General features: G+C 58.3%; 18 protein-coding genes. 11 read left to right on the plus strand and 7 right to left on the minus strand.

Features of this window, described 5'->3' with window-relative positions; genetic code table 11:
* Nucleotides 1-59 precede the first annotated feature (59 nt).
* The gene (locus tag ACMG4M_RS13775) at nucleotides 60-923 is read left to right on the plus strand and encodes a metal-dependent hydrolase (RefSeq protein WP_035250167.1); all 864 of its coding nucleotides are present in this window, start codon (nucleotides 60-62) and stop codon (nucleotides 921-923) included.
* A gap of 167 nt (nucleotides 924-1,090) precedes the next feature.
* On the opposite strand, the gene ACMG4M_RS13780 is transcribed toward ACMG4M_RS13775, so the two are convergent.
* From ACMG4M_RS13780 to ACMG4M_RS13810, 7 genes are read right to left on the minus strand one after another with little or no spacing between them, the layout of a single operon-like run.
* Nucleotides 1,091-2,098, minus strand: a complete 1,008-nt coding sequence (locus tag ACMG4M_RS13780) for a DUF2333 family protein (protein WP_035250169.1) — start codon at nucleotides 2,096-2,098, stop codon at nucleotides 1,091-1,093.
* A gap of 28 nt (nucleotides 2,099-2,126) precedes the next feature.
* Nucleotides 2,127-3,467 carry an ATP-binding protein gene (locus ACMG4M_RS13785; protein ID WP_035250171.1) on the minus strand — a complete coding sequence of 447 codons (1,341 nt, stop codon included), beginning with the start codon at nucleotides 3,465-3,467 and terminating at the stop codon, nucleotides 2,127-2,129.
* On the minus strand, nucleotides 3,464-4,129 hold the full coding sequence (locus ACMG4M_RS13790) for a response regulator transcription factor (protein ID WP_035250173.1): 666 nt from the start codon (nucleotides 4,127-4,129) through the stop codon (nucleotides 3,464-3,466). Before ACMG4M_RS13790 ends, ACMG4M_RS13785 begins: the two co-directional genes overlap by 4 nt.
* On the minus strand, nucleotides 4,110-5,015 hold the full coding sequence (locus tag ACMG4M_RS13795; RefSeq protein WP_035250174.1) for an FAD:protein FMN transferase: 906 nt from the start codon (nucleotides 5,013-5,015) through the stop codon (nucleotides 4,110-4,112). Before ACMG4M_RS13795 ends, ACMG4M_RS13790 begins: the two co-directional genes overlap by 20 nt.
* Before the next feature lie 19 nt (nucleotides 5,016-5,034).
* Nucleotides 5,035-6,291 (minus strand): DUF3570 domain-containing protein, encoded by a 1,257-nt coding sequence (locus ACMG4M_RS13800; protein ID WP_052043092.1) that lies wholly within the window; start codon nucleotides 6,289-6,291, stop codon nucleotides 5,035-5,037.
* A gap of 10 nt (nucleotides 6,292-6,301) precedes the next feature.
* On the minus strand, nucleotides 6,302-6,529 hold the full coding sequence (locus tag ACMG4M_RS13805) for a DUF4266 domain-containing protein (protein ID WP_035250177.1): 228 nt from the start codon (nucleotides 6,527-6,529) through the stop codon (nucleotides 6,302-6,304).
* A complete protein-coding gene (locus tag ACMG4M_RS13810; protein ID WP_035250179.1) occupies nucleotides 6,526-6,972 on the minus strand; it encodes a TlpA family protein disulfide reductase in 447 nt (148 codons plus the stop codon). The genes ACMG4M_RS13805 and ACMG4M_RS13810 overlap by 4 nt, the downstream gene beginning before the upstream one ends.
* Before the next feature lie 146 nt (nucleotides 6,973-7,118).
* Here ACMG4M_RS13810 and dsbD point away from each other — a divergent pair, with 146 nt between their 5' ends.
* The 10 genes from dsbD (at nucleotide 7,119) to purH (ending at nucleotide 17,278) form a co-directional block, all read left to right on the plus strand.
* Complete coding sequence (dsbD, locus tag ACMG4M_RS13815) at nucleotides 7,119-8,990, plus strand: protein-disulfide reductase DsbD (protein WP_035250181.1); 1,872 nt, start codon at nucleotides 7,119-7,121, stop codon at nucleotides 8,988-8,990.
* 36 nt (nucleotides 8,991-9,026) lie between these two features.
* Nucleotides 9,027-9,308, plus strand: a complete 282-nt coding sequence (locus ACMG4M_RS13820; RefSeq protein WP_156964920.1) for a hypothetical protein — start codon at nucleotides 9,027-9,029, stop codon at nucleotides 9,306-9,308.
* Between the two features lie 90 nt (nucleotides 9,309-9,398).
* Entirely contained in the window at nucleotides 9,399-9,839 is a 441-nt protein-coding gene (gene aroQ, locus ACMG4M_RS13825; RefSeq protein WP_035250183.1) for a type II 3-dehydroquinate dehydratase, read from the plus strand.
* Nucleotides 9,840-9,842: 3 nt separating this feature from the next.
* On the plus strand, nucleotides 9,843-10,301 hold the full coding sequence (accB, locus tag ACMG4M_RS13830; RefSeq protein WP_035250186.1) for an acetyl-CoA carboxylase biotin carboxyl carrier protein: 459 nt from the start codon (nucleotides 9,843-9,845) through the stop codon (nucleotides 10,299-10,301).
* A gap of 12 nt (nucleotides 10,302-10,313) precedes the next feature.
* The gene (gene accC / locus ACMG4M_RS13835; protein ID WP_035250187.1) at nucleotides 10,314-11,666 is read left to right on the plus strand and encodes an acetyl-CoA carboxylase biotin carboxylase subunit; all 1,353 of its coding nucleotides are present in this window, start codon (nucleotides 10,314-10,316) and stop codon (nucleotides 11,664-11,666) included.
* Nucleotides 11,667-11,831: 165 nt separating this feature from the next.
* Nucleotides 11,832-12,716: a 50S ribosomal protein L11 methyltransferase gene (gene prmA, locus ACMG4M_RS13840; RefSeq protein ID WP_273008925.1), complete on the plus strand. Its 885-nt coding sequence runs from the start codon at nucleotides 11,832-11,834 to the stop codon at nucleotides 12,714-12,716.
* 134 nt (nucleotides 12,717-12,850) lie between these two features.
* Nucleotides 12,851-14,053 carry a zinc-ribbon and DUF3426 domain-containing protein gene (locus ACMG4M_RS13845; RefSeq protein ID WP_035250192.1) on the plus strand — a complete coding sequence of 401 codons (1,203 nt, stop codon included), beginning with the start codon at nucleotides 12,851-12,853 and terminating at the stop codon, nucleotides 14,051-14,053.
* A gap of 198 nt (nucleotides 14,054-14,251) precedes the next feature.
* Nucleotides 14,252-15,292, plus strand: a complete 1,041-nt coding sequence (dusB, locus tag ACMG4M_RS13850; RefSeq protein WP_084573529.1) for a tRNA dihydrouridine synthase DusB — start codon at nucleotides 14,252-14,254, stop codon at nucleotides 15,290-15,292.
* Nucleotides 15,293-15,336: 44 nt separating this feature from the next.
* Entirely contained in the window at nucleotides 15,337-15,618 is a 282-nt protein-coding gene (fis, locus tag ACMG4M_RS13855) for a DNA-binding transcriptional regulator Fis (RefSeq protein ID WP_035250194.1), read from the plus strand.
* 91 nt (nucleotides 15,619-15,709) lie between these two features.
* A complete protein-coding gene (gene purH / locus ACMG4M_RS13860; RefSeq protein WP_035250196.1) occupies nucleotides 15,710-17,278 on the plus strand; it encodes a bifunctional phosphoribosylaminoimidazolecarboxamide formyltransferase/IMP cyclohydrolase in 1,569 nt (522 codons plus the stop codon).
* Nucleotides 17,279-17,470 lie beyond the last annotated feature (192 nt).

A 17,470-nucleotide genomic window follows, 5' to 3' on the forward strand; every position in this document is an offset into this window, starting at 1 on the left:
TGAGCATAGTAGTTGTCATTGAACGATGTCATCAATGGCATTTGTACCAGGAGACACTGATGAATCTGAAGCTGGTGAAAAAAAAGAAACACCCTTCTGTGCCCATTATCCCGCGTCGCATGGGATTTTCCTTCGACGGCATACAGCATGATGACTACTGGTTCGATAACGACCCTGTGCTGACCCATCTGTTGAATATCCTGTCGCTGACCTTCCCGGATGGCGAGCGTTTCTTTGTGGATTCTGTTCGTGCCCTGCGGGACAAGGTAGAGGACAAGGATCGTCAGAAGGATATTTCCGGCTTCATTGGCCAGGAGGCCATGCACTCCCTGGAGCATCAGGCATTCAACGACCTGATTGCTGACGGCAAGTATGACGACATCGTTGCCCATGCGCTTGCCGTCACCAACAAGCTGCTGGCCGGTGCCCGCAAGTACATGAGCAAACGTCAGCAGCTGGCGGCTACCGCAGGCCTGGAGCACTTTACCGCCATTCTTGCCGACGCCATCCTGCGCCGCCCGGAGTTGCTGCAAAAGATGGACCCGGCAGTCCGTGACCTGTGGGTGTGGCACGCTATCGAGGAAACCGAACACAAGGCCGTAGCCTACGATTTGTACACGGATGTCAGCGGCAACTATCTGGAGCGCCAGCGACTCTTCCTCTCCAGCACCGCCTACCTGATCGGCTTCTCCAGCTACTTCACCTGGCAGATGCTCAAGCGGGACAATGTTCACCGTAAACCACTCACCCTGGCCAAAGGGCTGTGGAAAGGGTTCGGTTACAAAGGTGTGATCAGCAGCATCATCCCTGCCTGGTTCAGCTACCTGAAACCCGGCTTTCACCCCTGGGATGATGACAACAGCGCGCTGATTGAAAAATGGCGGGCAAGCCTGCCTCAGCCCAAGGAAAAGAATGCGGCGTAAAATAATTGATAGTTGATAATGGGTAATTGATAACTGCGCGATCAGGCGCAGTCATAATCAGAAAGCAAAGAGGCCGCGCCCAATGACTTGGGCGCGGCCTCTTTCGTTCAGGATATCCGAGAGACTGGCTCGCGACGTTATCAATTATCCATTATCAATTGCCTTTCTCACCCTTCCTGCAACAGTTTCCGCAGATCCACCAGTGCCGCATTGGCGCGGGACACATAATTGGCCATCACCAGGGAATGGTTAGCCAGCATGCCAAATCCATCGCCGTTAAGAATCAGCGGACTCCACAGGGTTTCCTGGGTCGCTTCCAGCTCGCGTACCATCTGGCGAAAGCTGACAGTGGCGTTCTTTTTCCGTAGCACTTCGGCGAAGTCCACCTCGGCAGCACGCATCAACTGGGTCAACGCCCAGGTTGCGCCCCGTGCTTCATAAAACGCATCGTCGATTTTCAACCAGGGCGTTTTCACAAAGTCTTCTTCATTACCGGGCTTGGCAACGGACTCGGCACTGCCCACATCCATATTCAGCTCACTGCGCCCCACACTCTGGCTCAATTTCAGGCTCAGGGAGCCCAGCCGGCTCTGCACTTCGTTGAGCCAGTAGTTGAGGTTATCCGCTCGGGCATAAAATTTGCCGTCGCCTTCGTTGGCATCGGTAAGGCGATCCAGATAGCTTTGCAGCGCCTTGATACCCCGGCGGTATTCACTTTCCGTGGCGGGCATAGCCCAGCTCTGTGCATCAAAGTTGAATTGGGGCTCGGCAATGGCCAGATCCCGGTCTTCCTGACTCTGGGACTGGGAGCGACTCATATCCCGACGTAGCACCCGGGTAAAATCACGCACCTGCACCAGTACGCCGTACTCCCAGGCGGGCATGTTATCCATCCACAGACGGTGGGGCAGGATATCGTTACTGAGATAGCCTCCCGGCTTGGACAGCAAGGTGTCAGAAACGAAGATAAGTTCACGGGCAATGGTTTCGCCGGCGACCACGTTTTCGCGACTGGGCAATTCACGCAGATCAGGCTCCTGGCTCCAGTACCAGCTCAGCAGAACATCCACCAGCAGTAGCAGCCCCAGCAACCACAGCACCCCTTTCCAAATCCGGTTATGGCGGGGGTCGAGCATGGCGTCACCCATTTTTTCGCTGAATTTTTCGTTACTCATGATCACTCCCAAGATCGACGAACCACCACTATAACCCAGGCATTTCAGTAGCGGCAGGGAGTAACACGATAGCAGCTGCAGGAGAGTCCGCACACCGTTTACGATAAGACAGGCTTCCCCCATAGAGCGACAGGATGCCGGTGACGATAGACAGCCCCAAACCCGCGCCATCCTTATCGGAGTGACCGCGGCTGAAACGTTCCCCATAGCGATGCCCCTGATCCTGGCTCAGACCTTCACCGCTGTCAGAAATCGCTATGCGCACGTGATTGCCCTGTTTCTCGGCGTTCACGCCAACGATACCAGGATCGGCATAGCGACAGGCGTTATCGACCAGATTGCGCAACACCAATCGCAGCGCCTCCTCGGGAATAGCTACCCAGAGGGAAGTATCCAGACACAACTCCAATTGCTGATGGAGACGATCCGCCACCGGCACCAGGGACGCCAGTGTTTCCCTCGCCACTCTCAATACGTCGACACAGCCACCCTTCTCAGGAGGCCCGAGAGCAGGATCCAGACGGGCCAGCACCAAAAGCTGCTCAAGCATGCGCTCAGCCCGCCCCACCGCCTCCTTCAGTGCCTGCAGAGAGGCTTCCCGCTGCTGAGGGTCAGGCAAGGAGATCGCATTCTCCACGTGCAATTGCAATACCATCAGCAGGGTTCGCAATTCGTGGGCCGCGTCCGCAGTAAAACGCTTTTCTCGCTCAATACCGGCTTCCAGGCGCTCTAATAATTGATTGATGGCCTCCTTCACTGGCTCCAACTCTCGCACTTTTTTGCCATCGGACAGCCGGGTCAAGTTATCCGGTGAACGTCTGCTTACTGAACGAGCAAGATCCGATAGAGGCGACAGGCCTACACGTATGGCCAGCCACACCAGCAACATGATGAAAGGCACGCTGATCAGATAAGGCGCCAACAACGAACCTGCCACGTTCCTGACCATTGAGTGACGAGCATAATCACTCTCCGCCAGGATCAGCCAGCGCTCATTGGCCAGAGGCAGCGAATAAGCATGCCAGCCTTTTTTTTCCTGATACAGCGGCTGACTATTCAGCGCGATCAACGGCATCTCGGGAGAGCCCTCGCTGGCGGCGACCAGGTTGCCGTCTTGCCAGAGCTGATAGATGAAATAACGCAGGTAGCGAGACTCCTGATTATCCAAAACCGACAGAGACGCATCTGGCGGATATCCCTCCCGCCAGAAACCCGCCAAGAGATGGGCGCTTTGCACCAGCTCCGCGTCGTACTGCTCATCCAGTTCGTGATAAAGGGTTCGGTAGGCAAATAAAGCCTGTAACAGGCCACCTCCAACGATGACCATCAGCAGGGACAAGATCAAAAAACGGCGAATGGAAAAAGTCATCCCGTCTCACCCGCCAAGCTGTAACCCACCCCCCTGACCGTACGAATCAGACCACTCCCCAGCTTTTTACGTAAATGGTGGATATGTACTTCCAAAGCATTGCTTTCCACATCCTCGTTCCAGCCATACAGCCCCTGCTCAAGCTGGTCACGAGTAAGAACACGACCACGATGGCGCACCAGCTGTAATAGCACACTCATTTCCCGTCGTGACAGGTTTACCGGCTCGCCGCCAAGTGTCACAAGGAACCGCTCGGCATCGATTTCCAGTTCACCGATCTTTAGCGTTTCCGTTCCCGGGGCTTCCCGACGGCGTAGTCGTGCACGAATCCGGGCGATCAGCTCCATAGAGGAAAACGGTTTCACCAGGTAGTCATCTGCCCCGCTATCCAGCCCGCTGATGCGGTCTTCCAGAGCATCTTTGGCACTGATGATAATCACCGGAATCTGTTTATCCTGTTGCCGCAAGGCTTTTAATGCAGCCAGGCCCTCCAGCCCAGGCAGGCCGAGATCTAGCAGCACCAGTGCAAAACCGCCGTCTTCCAGTGCCGGCATCACCAGATCACCCCGATCAATGTGATCCACCGTGTAACCTTCTGCACGGAGTGCACGCTGCAAGCCATCAGCTAACAGGGCGTCGTCCTCAACCAGTAGCAGGCGCATCGTCCCCCCATTGAATCCAGTATTGCGCACCGGCTTCATCAAGCAGGCGCTCGGCATCTTTTCCCTGCAAAATAGCCAGAGTTGAAAGCAGTCCTGCCTGGGTACACTGTTGTCCAAATACGGTGACGGCACGGGGAGCACTGGAGACAGGCCAGCCGCTGCGCGGATCCAGCACATGACTGTAACGAATCCCGTCACGCAGTAAAAAACGGCGACTATCGCCGCTTGTGGCCAGCGCTCCGGTAGTGAATTGCAACCGCCCGGCCAGAGGCCTGGCGGTGCCCTCCATGCCGACCAACCAGGGTTCCTGCGAAGCCCGCCCCACCAGATCGCCGCCAAAGTTCACCAGCAGATCCGCCTCAGAGAGCTGTCCCGCCAGATTGAAAGCGCGATCAACCGCGTACTCCTTACCGATACCACCAAGATCCAGCTCCATCCCTGCCTGCAAACGAATGCTATGAGCCCGCCGATCGACTTTCTGCCAACCCACCAATGGCAGCAAGGTATCGATCTGGGCCTGCTCGGGCAGACAGTCTGAGCCATCAAACTGCCAGGCACGGCGAAGCACCCCCGAGGTAATATCAAAGGCGCCCTCACTGAGTCGCCAACACTGATCGGCAAAATCCAGCAAACGAGCCGTCTCGTCATCCAGGGCCACCCACTGCCCGCTGGCGTTATTGATGGTCGCCATCAAATTGTCATCCCGATAGCGGGAAAACTTGTGCTCGATGCGCCAGACCTCTTCGGCCACACATTGGATCGACCGCCAGGCAAGGCTCTCGCTGACACCTCTAATCAGACATTCGCAGGGGCTGGCCATGGCAGCAAAACGGCCCCGCCAGAGAGGGCCATCCTGTTCCATGATGATATCTCTGCCCTGGCTCATACGGGCTCCATCGCAACGATTACCAATAGAAGGTATACCCGACCTGCGTAATCAGCGCATCCAATTCCGAGGCATCACTGTCACCGCTCTGCTGGAAGCTTTCCACGCGCAAGCTCAGCTGCTGGTTGTTCTTCCACTGCTTGCCAACCTTCACCCCATAGGTGGTATCGGTAAGATTGCCCAAGCGATAATCCGCCGACACTTCGTCGAGAGAGCCCACCTGCGCAGCAGTAACAGATTCCTGGTAGAAATCGGCTTCCCCCTGGTCATACCAGCGCACATGCGGTTGCAGGAACCAGCCATTGTCGAACTGAAAGCGATATTTCACATCCAGAGTATGTGACGTAATGCCCCAATCGTCCGACATGAAACGATAGCCCACCGCCAGCACATCACGATTGAAGTGATAGCGATTCTCCCAATAAAGCGCATTTTTGGTGCGTGAATCCGGCCGCAATTCGAAAATTTGGGCGTCGCCGGCACCAATGTCCATCGCACCAAAACTCTCCGCTTCCAGCGGGTCGCCATTGGCACCAACCACAGTGACGATTTTGTAGGGATCAGTGTGATAACCATCCGAGACCGACACGTTGTAATTTAGCTGCATCAACCAGTTACGGTTGATCACCTGGGTAACACCAAACAGCAAATCATTGATTGAACGGTCTTCCGAACCATCGGTTTTCTGCTGATCACTCTGGAAAGTCAGCCCCACCGGGCTACCCCCTACCGGATCAATGGTGTCCGCCTCATGGGCCAGACCAAAAGTCAGGGTCGTATTTTTGTTGTTCAGGTCCCACAACAGGCCGGCATTAAGGCCCATGGAGGTAAAGTCATACTCGTTGGAAAAGTTCATTCCTGCAGTCCAGCGTAACGTCCGGCTGAACGGACGCGTATACTGCATGTTGGCAGCAACCCGGGTATCTTTGAAAGAGTCATCCAGCGGCACTTCGTTAGTGACCTGGTATTGCTGACCGCCTGACGGGGACGTAAAGGTCTGCGGCTTGTCTGATTTGATTGCCCCGTTATGGGAAGCACCGGTCAACGAATCCAGTGTCAGCTTGAGCTCCAGCTCGCTGTCATCGGAAAACTGTTTCTTGCCGCGCACCACCGGCTCAACCGCCGTGACTCGATCTTTCTCGCTATAATAAAGCACGGCAGAGTCGAACTGCCAGGCATCCGCATCCCCCTGGGCCAGGGCAGGCTGCCCCAGCAAGGCGCAAGTTGCAGCGGCAATTCCGACACCGATTTGTTTTCCATCCAGTTTCTTTTGCATTGTCATTCCCTCAGTTACAGCCGCAGCCACCACCACCAAAACCGCGCCCACCACTGGACGCTTCCTTGCTGAAATAGATGTGATCATCCAAAGCATCATCCAGACCGTCAGCAGCGCCAGGTGTCATCACCGGCTTGGCCATAAGGTCCCTCTGCCAGGGCTGAACGCCGAGATTTTGACAACCGCTCAAGCCAGCCAGTGCAGCCAGCAGTACGGTAAAGGTAAATAGGGTTTTCATTGTTGAGACTCCATCAGACGGACGATTTCCTTCTCGTATTTGTCGCTATGCTTGGCGACAAAACCGATATGCCTGGATAGCTCGCTTCCGTTTGCCGCCAGTAACACTGCGCTCGGCATTCCCTCTAGTTGATATCGGGAAGCCAATTCGCCATGAGGATCAAACACCAACGGAAATAGGGCTGGATAACTGGCCAGGAATCGCTCGGCATCAGCCCTCTCCTGATCTACATTGATACCAATCACCGTAAACCCCTGATCGCCATATTTTTCCTGCATTTGATTGAGCCAGGGAAAGGAACGACGGCAAGGCACACACCAGCTGGCCCAGAAGTCCACGTAAATCACTTTTGCGTCACCGACCTGCTCCGGCGAGAATGGAAGGGGATCGGCATGGGCTAGCCAGGGAATGGCCAGCAGAACAAGCACCCGTAAATAGCGCATGAGGCTCTCCTTATTGTGAGCCCACAGCTTCCACCGGACGCCTTAAAGGAACCTTAAGGCACCGTTAATAAACACCCCTGAAACTAATTCGCCTATTCGGCATCGAAACTGTGCCGGTAATATCTTTGGGGTTTGAGGAGACAGTAATGCAGAACAGCTGGCAGCGACTGGGGCTTTTTCTTTCACTGTTTTGTTTATGGCCTATTGCCATCGCGCAAGACCTGTTTGGCGAGCAGCCTCTTCCTGGCGTCGATGAAGCCATTCAATTGATCACCGATGCAGACTGGGACAACCAGCAACTGCTGCTGGATTTCGAGCTTATGGAGGACGTTTACCTCTATCAGCACCGTTTCGGCTTCAGCCTGCGTGACCAGAACGGCAACGTGCTGGAGGATTTCGCTGACTACGCCCTGCCTCCCGGCAAGGACAAGACCGACGAGATTTTCGGGGATGTGGAGGTGTACTACGACCGGCTTACCCTGAACTTGCCAGTGACCAGCGTACCGCTGGTGGCGACCGAGCTGGAGGTGCGCTACCAGGGCTGCATCGAGGACACCCTGTGCTACCCGCCCACCAGGAAAGTCATCCCGCTGGCCAACCCGTCACCGGCAAAAAAGCCCCCGGCCGCTCAGGCGGCCCGCCCCGCTGATACCACCAGCAGCAATAACGATGACGGCGGCTTCCTCAGCACCCTGCAATCCGACGATGCCAACGCCTTCAACCGCTGGATGAACGACCGCTCCCTGGGCCTGGTAATCGGCCTCTTTTTTGTCGGCGGGCTGCTGCTGGCGTTCACCCCTTGCGTGTTCCCCATGGTGCCGATTCTGTCCGGCATTATTGCCGGCGAGAAGGAGCCCAGTGCCAGCCGTGGCTTTGTACTAAGTACCAGCTATGTGCTGGGCATGGCGGTGCCCTATACCTTTGCCGGCCTGCTGGTTGCGGTATTTGGCGCCGGGCTCAACCTGCAATTTATGTTGCAACAGCCAGCGGCCATCATTACTTCCACCGTGATCTTCGTGCTGCTGGCGCTGTCCATGTTCGGCCTTTATGAGCTGCAACTGCCCGCCTTTCTGCGTAACAAGTTGCACCAGCCCGGCGAGAGCAAGCGCGGCAGCCTTTTCGGTGCCGCTATCATGGGGGCCATCTCTGCCCTGGTCGTGTCTCCCTGTGTTACCCCGATTTTGGCCGGTGCACTGATCTATGTGGCCGCCAGCGGTGATGCCCTCACCGGCGCCGCCTCCCTGTTTGCCCTGTCCATGGGCATGGGCTTGCCGCTGATCATCTTTGGCACCGGCGGCGGCAGCTTGCTGCCCCGGGCCGGCATGTGGATGGAAGAGATCAAACGCTTCTTCGGGGTGGTCATGCTCGGTGTTGCCATCTGGCTTCTGGATCGCATCATCAACGGCACCATTACCCTGGGCCTTTACGGCTTGCTTCTGGCGGTCTACGGCGTGCAGCTCGGCGCTCTGGAAGCCGCCGGCGAAGGCATCGCCCGGCTCAAGCGCGGCATCGCCCTGGTGCTGGCCCTGTATGGCTCGGTGATGATCGTTGGTGCGCTCAGTGGCGGCGACGATCCACTCCAGCCCCTGGCGCCGATGACGCAATCGGCACCGGCCGCGGCCACCGCCAGTGCCCCGGGGGACCACGGGCCCTGGCAAACCATCTTGGGACGCGACAATCTGGGCACCGCCCTGGCTAATTCCCGCCAGGCAGGCAAACCGGTGCTGGTGGATTTCTTTGCCGAGTGGTGTGTGGCCTGCAAAATACTGGAGGAAACCACCCTCAGCGACCCGCAGGTACTCGCCGCCATGAAAGACTTCGATCTCTACCGGGTGGACATCACCGAGATCAACGCGGACAGCCAGGCGATCATGGAGCAATACAACATCCTCGGCCTGCCGGCGCTGGTGTTCTTCACCCCGGAAGGCATGGAACTACCGGAATCCCGGGTGCTGGGGGAAATGAAGCCGGACCGGTTTCTGGAACACCTGGATAAGCGGGTTATGCCGGGGCTGTAGCAGGTAATATCGACGTAGCTGCCGTAGGAGCGGCGCTTGAGCCGCGAACCGCGCTTTGCGCGGAAATCGACCGCAGGGCGATCAGGAATCCCAAAAATCGACAGGTCTATCCACGATAGCGTCGCGGATACCCACGTCTTCGTCGCCTCGCTGACGCTCGGTTCGCGGCTCAAGCGCCGCTCCTACAACAGCCCTGTTGAAATGTTGTTGTTCCTGCATCTAAACAAAAACCGTGAAACAGTACCGATTGCCCGGCATCTTCCGGTAACTTGTAACGAATGTTGTAAACCCCTTTTTTCTGTCATGATTTCCCCCTAATATTGCACAAGTGCCAGAAACGCCGGGATAACCGGTGCATTTCCTGCACGTTCACGGCAGATAACGACAAATTCCCCAGGGGGACCTGTTTTGGCTTCCATTCTGGTCTTACACGGCCCAAACCTGAACCTGCTCGGCACCCGCGAGCCGGACAAGTACGGCCATACCACCCTGGCCGATATCAACCAGCAATTGCAGGCCCAGGCCAGCGATGCAGGCCATCACCTGCAGCATCTGCAAAGCAACGCGGAATACGAGCTGGTTGAACGGATCCACGATGCCCGCACCGAAGGCATCGACTTCATCATCATGAATCCGGCGGCATTCACCCATACCAGCGTGGCCCTGCGTGACGCCCTGCTGGCGGTGGATATCCCCTTTATCGAGGTGCACCTGTCCAACGTGCATGCCCGGGAAAGCTTCCGCCATCATTCCTATTTTTCCGATATTGCCCGGGGCGTGATCTGCGGGCTCGGCGCAACCGGCTACCAGCTGGCGCTGACCGCCGCCCTAGAACAACTGGATGGTTAATACATGGATATTCGCAAGGTCAAGAAACTGATTGAGCTGCTGGAGGAATCTGGCATTGAAGAGCTGGAGATCTGCGAGGGAGAAGAGTCCGTGCGCATCAGCCGCGGCTCCCGCCACCCTGCAGCGCCGGCACATTACTATGCCGCACCGCAGGCCGCCGCGCCCGCTCCGGCCCCGGCCCCGGCTCCCGCCGCTGAAACACCGGCACCGGCTGACAACACCCCCAGCGGCCACTTGGTGCGCTCGCCCATGGTCGGCACTTTCTACCGCTCCCCGTCGCCGGGGGCCTCCTCCTTTGTTGAGGTAGGCAAGAAAGTCCAGGCCGGCGACGTGCTGTGCATCGTCGAAGCCATGAAAATGATGAACCAGATCGAAGCGGACAAGTCCGGCACCATTGATGCCATCCTTGTGGAAGACGGCGAACCGGTTGAGTTCGATCAGCCTCTGTTCTCCATCGTTTAACGGAGGCATCTCATGCTGGAAAAGGTTGTCATTGCCAACCGCGGCGAAATTGCCCTGCGTATCCTGCGCGCCTGCAAGGAGCTGGGCATTCGCACCGTGGCGGTTTATTCCAAGGCGGACCGGGATCTGATGCACGTGCGACTGGCCGACGAAGCGGTCTGCATCGGCCCGGCCTCGTCCACCGAGTCCTATCTGAACATCCCGGCGATTATCAGTGCGGCGGAAGTCACCGACGCCGACGCCATTCACCCCGGTTACGGCTTTCTCGCAGAAAATGCGGATTTTGCCGAAAGCGTGGAACGCTCAGGCTTTACCTTTATCGGCCCCAAGGCGGACACCATTCGCCTGATGGGCAACAAGGTGGCCGCCATTGAAGCCATGAAAAAGGCCGGCGTCCCTACCGTACCCGGCTCCGACGGCCCCCTGGGCGACGACGGCGATGCCTCCCTGGCCATGGCGGAGAAGATCGGCTACCCGGTGATCATCAAGGCCGCCGCCGGCGGCGGTGGCCGTGGCATGCGCGTGGTGGAAGAAGCCAAGCACCTGCTGAACGCCATCACGCTGACTCGTTCCGAAGCCAAGAACGCCTTCGGCGACGCCACCGTCTACATGGAAAAATTCCTGCAGAAACCCCGCCACGTGGAAGTGCAGGTGCTGGCAGACGGCGCCGGCCATGCCATTCATCTGGGCGACCGGGACTGCTCCCTGCAACGTCGTCACCAGAAAGTGGTGGAAGAAGCACCAGCGCCTGACATTCCCCAGCACCTGAAAGACGAAGTGGCCGAGCGTTGCGTCAACGCCTGCAAGGAAATCAATTACCGGGGTGCCGGCACTTTCGAGTTCCTCTACGAAAATGAAGGTTTCTACTTCATTGAGATGAACACCCGCGTGCAGGTGGAACACCCGGTCACAGAAATGATCACCGGTGTCGACATCGTCAAGGAACAGCTGCGTATCGCCAGCGACGAAGGCCTGCAATTGCAGCAGACCGACGTGAAGTTCCAGGGCCATGCCATCGAGGTGCGCATCAACGCTGAAGATCCAGTGCGTTTCACTCCCTGCCCCGGCAAGATCACCTATTTCCATGCCCCCGGCGGTAATGGTGTACGGGTGGATTCCCATATCTACAGTGGCTACACCGTGCCCCCCTACTACGACTCCCTGATCGGCAAGCTGATCACCTGGGGCGAAAACCGCGAGATCGCCTTCGCCCGCATGAAAAATGCGCTGGACGAAATCGTGGTGGAAGGCATCAAGACCAATGTGGAACTGCACCGCAACAAGATCTTCAAGGACAAGGCCTTTATTGCCGGCGGGGTGGATATTCACCATCTGGAGAAGAAGCTGGGACAGGATACAAATTGATAATTGAGAATGGATAATTGATAGTTACGCGCAAGAGCTGATCTGCGATCCCAGCCATGAGGCCGCGCCCAATGCTTGAGCGCGGCCTCATGCGTTGAAACACCGGTCCAAATCCAGGTCGCGAGTTATCAATTATCAACTGTCCATTCTCAATTCGGAGAATCCATGGCCTGGCTCCAGCTACACCTCGCCACCACCGAAGCCCACGCCGATGCCTTCCAGTCCGCACTGGAAGATATGGGGGCTTGTGCGGTCACGCTGACTGATGGCGCCGATCAGCCGGTGTTTGAACCGCCCCCCGGTGCCCGCCCGCTGTGGCAGAACACCGTGGTCAGCGCCCTGTTCGATGCTGACCGTGACCCGGCATTGATCCTCGCCGCCCTGCAACAACAGGGACTGGACGCTCAGGCCCATCACCACGAGACATTGGATGACCAGGCCTGGGAACGGGCCTGGATGGATGACTTCGCTCCCATGCGCTTCGGCGAACGGCTGTGGATCGTCCCCAGCTGGAGTGAGTCACCGGATCCGCAGGCCGTGAACCTGAAGCTGGACCCGGGCCTGGCCTTCGGCACCGGCACCCACGAGACCACCGCCCTGTGCCTGGAATGGCTGGACCGGACCGACCTCCAAGGCAAGGCGGTGCTGGATTTCGGCTGTGGCTCGGGGGTGCTGGCCATCGCCGCCCTGCTGTTAGGCGCAGGCAATGCCACCGGTACCGACATCGATTCCCAGGCACTCACCGCCAGCGAGGATAATGCCCGCAATAACGGTGTCGCCGACGGTCTCAGCCTTTACCTGCCGGAAAATCTGCCGGCGGATTACCGCTGTGATGTACTGGTCGCCAATATCCTGGCCGGCCCGCTGGTGGAACTGGCCGACCAGCTTGCCGGTTATTGTCGCGCCGGGGCCAGCCTGGCCCTGTCCGGCATTCTTGCTGAGCAGGCAGAGTCGGTGCGCAGCGCCTATGCCCCCTGGTTCGACCTGAATCCCACCAGCCAACAGGGCGACTGGGTTCGAATCGACGGGGTACGACGCAAAACTGAGTGACAGGTCCTTGCGGCCTGTCCTGCTTTTTCTGTAAAACGTAGTTGCCTGCACACCATCTTGATTCCCTGGCTGCGTGGTAGCCTGTTGCGTGCAGCTTGTTGCGTCTCATCACCAATAACAATCAGGCGAAAGCCATGGCCGCCCAATACAAGACCCGCTGCCCGCACTGTGCAGCCCAGTTCAAGATTACCGAAGAACACCTCAAGCAGGCGCGCGGCGCGGTTCGCTGCGGCTCCTGCCTGCAGATTTTTCAGGCCAGCGACTACCTGATTGATCCGCCTCTCGCCCAGGAAGAACCCGCCGGTGACCGCTGGGCCAGAGCCCTGGAAAGCGAAAGCACCAGCGTACCGGATAGCGCCGAACAAACCTTCACCGATGACGATGATGGCGCCTCCTCCAGCCCCAGCATTGAGGGCATGGAGCTAAGCGACTCTTTCATCAATCTGGATGAAGATGCTGCCGAATCCGGTCTCGGCGAAGACTTCTCCGATATGCACGGCGCCGGTCGCGCCAGCCACCACGAAAATGCCGACGAGGCCTGGGCCGAAGCCCTGCTCAAGGAACTGGAAGAGGACGAGGACCAGCCCGCCAAGCAGGAAACCCGTCAGCCTGCCAGTTTCGGCCCCCGGGAAAGCCAGGCAGACAAACGCAAAGCGCCTTCACCGCCACCACAGGCGAAAAAGAAACCGGCCCCCAAACCACCCAAGGATGACGACGAAGACGATTTCTTTGGCGGCCTGGACCTGTTTGGTGACGACCTGACCGAGGAGCCGGTGCCGCTGTCCCGGCCAGTACGCGAACGCGACACCCCCTTCCGTCAACAGCGCGACTGGGGCGGCCTGCTCAAGTGGAGCGGCCTGTCCGTGCTGGCCCTGGTGGTACTGGTGGGACAATACGCCTACTTCAATTTCGACGACCTGGCCCGCAGCCCGCAATGGCGACCGCTCTACCAACAGGCCTGTGGTGTACTTGGCTGTCGGCTCCCCAACCGCACCGACATCAGCAAACTGCGCGGCGCCAACCTGGTGGTACGCAGCCACCCGGATTACGCCAACGCCCTGATCGTGGACGCCATCCTGTTCAATGAAGCCCGCTACCCGCAACCCTTTCCGGAGCTGGAACTGAGCTTCAGCGCCCTCAACGGCAACCCGGTAGCCAGCCGCCGCTTCAGCCCGGCGGAGTACCTGCGTGGCGACCTGACCAACCTGGAGGCCATGCCGGTGAACACCCCCCTGCACATCTCCCTGGAAATCGTCGATCCTGGCGAACAGGCGGTAAACTATAACCTGCGTCTGCTGCCGGCCGTGGAGGCTCAGGAGCGGGTGAGCCAGCGCTAACACGCCCCCGCGGATCAACGAGTCACGAGGGACGAGTCTCGAAAAGCCAAGCCTTTCGAGACTCGTTCCTCACCACTCGTCATCCGGATAGCTCCATCACATTCATCCGTAATCGCGCATTTTTTACCCTGTGCCCTTTCATCCCCGCGCGCCGCTCACTATCATTAGCGCCCCTTTCACACATGCCATTGCGACCCTATGCAGATCGGCCCATATACCTTGCCCAATTCGCTGATTCTGGCCCCCATGGCCGGCGTCACGGATCGCCCTTTCCGGCGTTTGTGCCGGGATCTGGGCGCTGGTCTGCTGGTGTCGGAAATGGTGACCTCGGACACCCGTCTGTGGAACTCTCGAAAGTCACGCCAACGGCTTGATCACAGTGGTGAACCCGGCCCGGTGTCGGTGCAGATTGCCGGCGGTGAGCCGGCCATGCTGGCCGATGCGGCCCGCGCCAATGTGGATCATGGCGCCCAGATCATTGATATCAATATGGGCTGCCCGGCAAAGAAAGTGTGCAAACGCGCTGCAGGCTCTGCCCTGCTGGCGGACCCGGACCTGGTGGCCCGCATCCTGGATGCGGTTGTCGCTGCCGTGGACGTGCCGGTGACGCTGAAAATCCGTACCGGCCCGGATCGCGACCATCGCAACGCGCTGGAGATCGCCCGTATCGCGGAAGCAGCGGGCATTCAGGCCCTGGCCATCCATGGCCGCACCCGTGCTGACAAGTTCAACGGTGACGCCGAGTACGCCTCCATCGCCCAGGTGGTGGCCGCGGTGAATATTCCGGTTATGGCTAACGGTGACGTGGATAGCCCGGAAAAAGCTAAACGGGTACTGGAATCCACCGGCGCGGGTGGTATCATGATCGGCCGCGCTGCACAGGGGAACCCGTGGATCTTCCGGGATACCCTGCATTACCTCGAGCACGGCTCGCTACCCGCAGCGCCGTTCGTAACGGAAGTCCACGATTGCGTGCAACAGCACCTCGCCGAACTCCACCAGTTCTACGGAGAGTTCATGGGAGTGCGTATCGCACGCAAACATCTGGGCTGGTATACGCAAAACCTGCCCGGTGGCGAAGACTTCCGGCGCGGATTTAACACACTGGAAAATGCCACCGATCAACGGTTGGCAATCGAGCAGTTTTTCCAACAGATAAACGCCACGACCGACCGGGTACGATTCGGTTGTTATGGCGAGGTGTCTGCCCGGAAGAAAAACGGAGCCTTGGCCGCATGACCCTTTCTTCAGTTAACACAGCCGCTGCACGGACACTTACTGAAATGAACACCGCAGAAGCACGAAAGCCGCACCTGACCATCGCGCGCAGCGAAACCCACGACACTCTGCGCAATTGTGTGCGACGTTCGTTAAACGATTATTTCAACCAGCTGGACGGTGAGGCCGTAAGCGAACTCTACCCGATGGTACTGGCGGAAATGGAAATCCCGCTGCTTGAGAAAGTGCTCGAGTACACCCGCGGCAACCAGACCAAGGCCGCCGAGCTGCTGGGCCTGAACCGCGGCACCCTGCGCAAGAAGCTCAAGCAGTACGGTCTGCTTTAAGCACGACCCCAGCGATAAAGGGCAGTCCTTACTGCCCTTTTTTTGTTTTTAAATGAACCACTTATCCCAGAACGCAACTTGGTGAAATCCCATGAGCAACGCGGTTGAACGTGCACTGATCAGTGTTTCCGACAAGACAGGTATCGTCGAATTTGCAAAGGCACTGGCCGAGCAAGGCGTGGAAATTCTTTCCACCGGCGGCACCTACAAGAAACTGCAGGACGAAGGCATCGCCGTGCGCGAAGTCTCCGACTACACTGGTTTCCCGGAAATGATGGCCGGCCGGGTGAAAACCCTGCACCCGAAAGTGCACGGCGGCATCCTTGGCCGTCGCGGCCAGGACGAACAGGTCATGGCCGACAACGACATCAGCCGCATTGATCTGGTGGTAGTCAACCTCTACCCGTTCGAAGCCACCGTGGCCAACCCGGACTGCTCCCTGGAAGATGCCATCGAGAACATCGATATCGGCGGCCCGACCATGGTGCGTTCTGCAGCCAAGAATAATGCCAGCGTGGGCATCGTCACCAATACCAGCGACTACCAGCGTGTGCTCAACGACATGGCTACCCACAACGGCGCCCTGTCCGACACCCTGCGTTTCGACCTGGCCATCAAGGCGTTCGAACATACCGCCGCCTATGACAGCGCCATTGCCAACTACTTTGGCAAGAAGGTGGGCGAGAACAATGCTGACTTCCCGCGCACCATCAACCTGAATTTCGAGAAAACCCAGAACATGCGCTACGGCGAGAACCCGCACCAGAAAGCGGCCTTCTACACCGAGCGCAACCCGGCACCGGCCTCCATTGCCACCGCCAAGCAGCTGCAGGGCAAAGAGCTGAGCTACAACAACATCGCCGATACCGACGCGGCGCTGGAATGCGTAAAAGGCTTCACCAAGCCCGCCTGTGTGATCGTCAAACATGCCAACCCCTGCGGCGTGGCGGTGAGCCTGGACGGCATCGGCAAGGCCTATGATCTGGCCTTCGCCACCGATACCGAATCTGCCTTCGGCGGCATCATCGCCTTCAACCGCGAGCTCGATGCGGCCACCGCCCAGGCCATTGTCGACCGTCAGTTCGTGGAAGTGATCATCGCGCCTTCTGCCACCGACGAAGCCCTGGCCATCACCGCCGCCAAGAAGAATGTGCGGGTGCTGGTCTGTGGCGAGATCGAGGGTGCGGCCGCTGAAGGCCTGGACTACAAGCGCGTGAATGGCGGCCTGCTGGTCCAGGACCGCGATATCGGCATGATCACCGAAGGTGAGCTGAAAGTGGTGACCAAGCGCGCGCCCAGCGAAGCCGAGATGCATGACCTGATCTTCGCCTGGAAGGTGGCCAAGTTCGTCAAATCCAACGCCATTGTCTACGCCAAGAATCGCCAGACCGTAGGCGTAGGTGCCGGCCAGATGAGCCGCGTCAACTCCGCCCGCATCGCCGCCATCAAGGCCGAGCATGCCGGCCTGCAGGTAGAAGGCTCGGTCATGGCTTCCGACGCCTTCTTCCCGTTCCGCGACGGCATCGACAATGCCGCCAAGGTAGGCATCAGCTGCGTGATCCAGCCGGGCGGCTCGATCCGCGACGAAGAAGTGATTGCTGCCGCCGACGAAGCCGGCATGGCCATGGTCTTCACCGGCATGCGCCACTTCCGTCACTAAAACCAAAAGCGGCTGTTACCACAGAGGGCACAGAGGTCACTGAGATAAACCCATCCGGCTTTGATAGCCCCGGTTTGCTCCCTTGAGCTCTGTGCCCCGTGGAAAATTCGAATCAGTCCTGGCAGGCCACGACAAGCACAGGAAACGGAAGACAATGCCCTGATCGGTATTCTGTTTTTCCTCAGTGACCTC

The sequence above is a fragment of the Alcanivorax sp. IL3 genome, assembly GCF_047495465.1.
GTDB classification, from domain to species: Bacteria; Pseudomonadota; Gammaproteobacteria; order Pseudomonadales; family Alcanivoracaceae; genus Alcanivorax; species Alcanivorax jadensis.

Excerpts from the sequence above, each read along its gene's own strand:
- ACMG4M_RS13775 (WP_035250167.1), top strand. The coding sequence starts at position 60 with ATGAATCTGAAGCTGGTGAAAAAAAAGAAACACCCTTCTGTGCCCATT.
- ACMG4M_RS13780 (WP_035250169.1), bottom strand. The coding sequence starts at position 2,098 with ATGAGTAACGAAAAATTCAGCGAAAAAATGGGTGACGCCATGCTCGAC.
- ACMG4M_RS13785 (WP_035250171.1), bottom strand. The coding sequence starts at position 3,467 with ATGACTTTTTCCATTCGCCGTTTTTTGATCTTGTCCCTGCTGATGGTC.
- ACMG4M_RS13790 (WP_035250173.1), bottom strand. The coding sequence starts at position 4,129 with ATGCGCCTGCTACTGGTTGAGGACGACGCCCTGTTAGCTGATGGCTTG.
- ACMG4M_RS13795 (WP_035250174.1), bottom strand. The coding sequence starts at position 5,015 with ATGAGCCAGGGCAGAGATATCATCATGGAACAGGATGGCCCTCTCTGG.
- ACMG4M_RS13800 (WP_052043092.1), bottom strand. The coding sequence starts at position 6,291 with ATGCAAAAGAAACTGGATGGAAAACAAATCGGTGTCGGAATTGCCGCT.
- ACMG4M_RS13805 (WP_035250177.1), bottom strand. The coding sequence starts at position 6,529 with ATGAAAACCCTATTTACCTTTACCGTACTGCTGGCTGCACTGGCTGGC.
- ACMG4M_RS13810 (WP_035250179.1), bottom strand. The coding sequence starts at position 6,972 with ATGCGCTATTTACGGGTGCTTGTTCTGCTGGCCATTCCCTGGCTAGCC.
- dsbD (WP_035250181.1), top strand. The coding sequence starts at position 7,119 with ATGCAGAACAGCTGGCAGCGACTGGGGCTTTTTCTTTCACTGTTTTGT.
- accB (WP_035250186.1), top strand. The coding sequence starts at position 9,843 with ATGGATATTCGCAAGGTCAAGAAACTGATTGAGCTGCTGGAGGAATCT.
- accC (WP_035250187.1), top strand. The coding sequence starts at position 10,314 with ATGCTGGAAAAGGTTGTCATTGCCAACCGCGGCGAAATTGCCCTGCGT.
- prmA (WP_273008925.1), top strand. The coding sequence starts at position 11,832 with ATGGCCTGGCTCCAGCTACACCTCGCCACCACCGAAGCCCACGCCGAT.
- ACMG4M_RS13845 (WP_035250192.1), top strand. The coding sequence starts at position 12,851 with ATGGCCGCCCAATACAAGACCCGCTGCCCGCACTGTGCAGCCCAGTTC.
- dusB (WP_084573529.1), top strand. The coding sequence starts at position 14,252 with ATGCAGATCGGCCCATATACCTTGCCCAATTCGCTGATTCTGGCCCCC.
- fis (WP_035250194.1), top strand. The coding sequence starts at position 15,337 with ATGAACACCGCAGAAGCACGAAAGCCGCACCTGACCATCGCGCGCAGC.
- purH (WP_035250196.1), top strand. The coding sequence starts at position 15,710 with ATGAGCAACGCGGTTGAACGTGCACTGATCAGTGTTTCCGACAAGACA.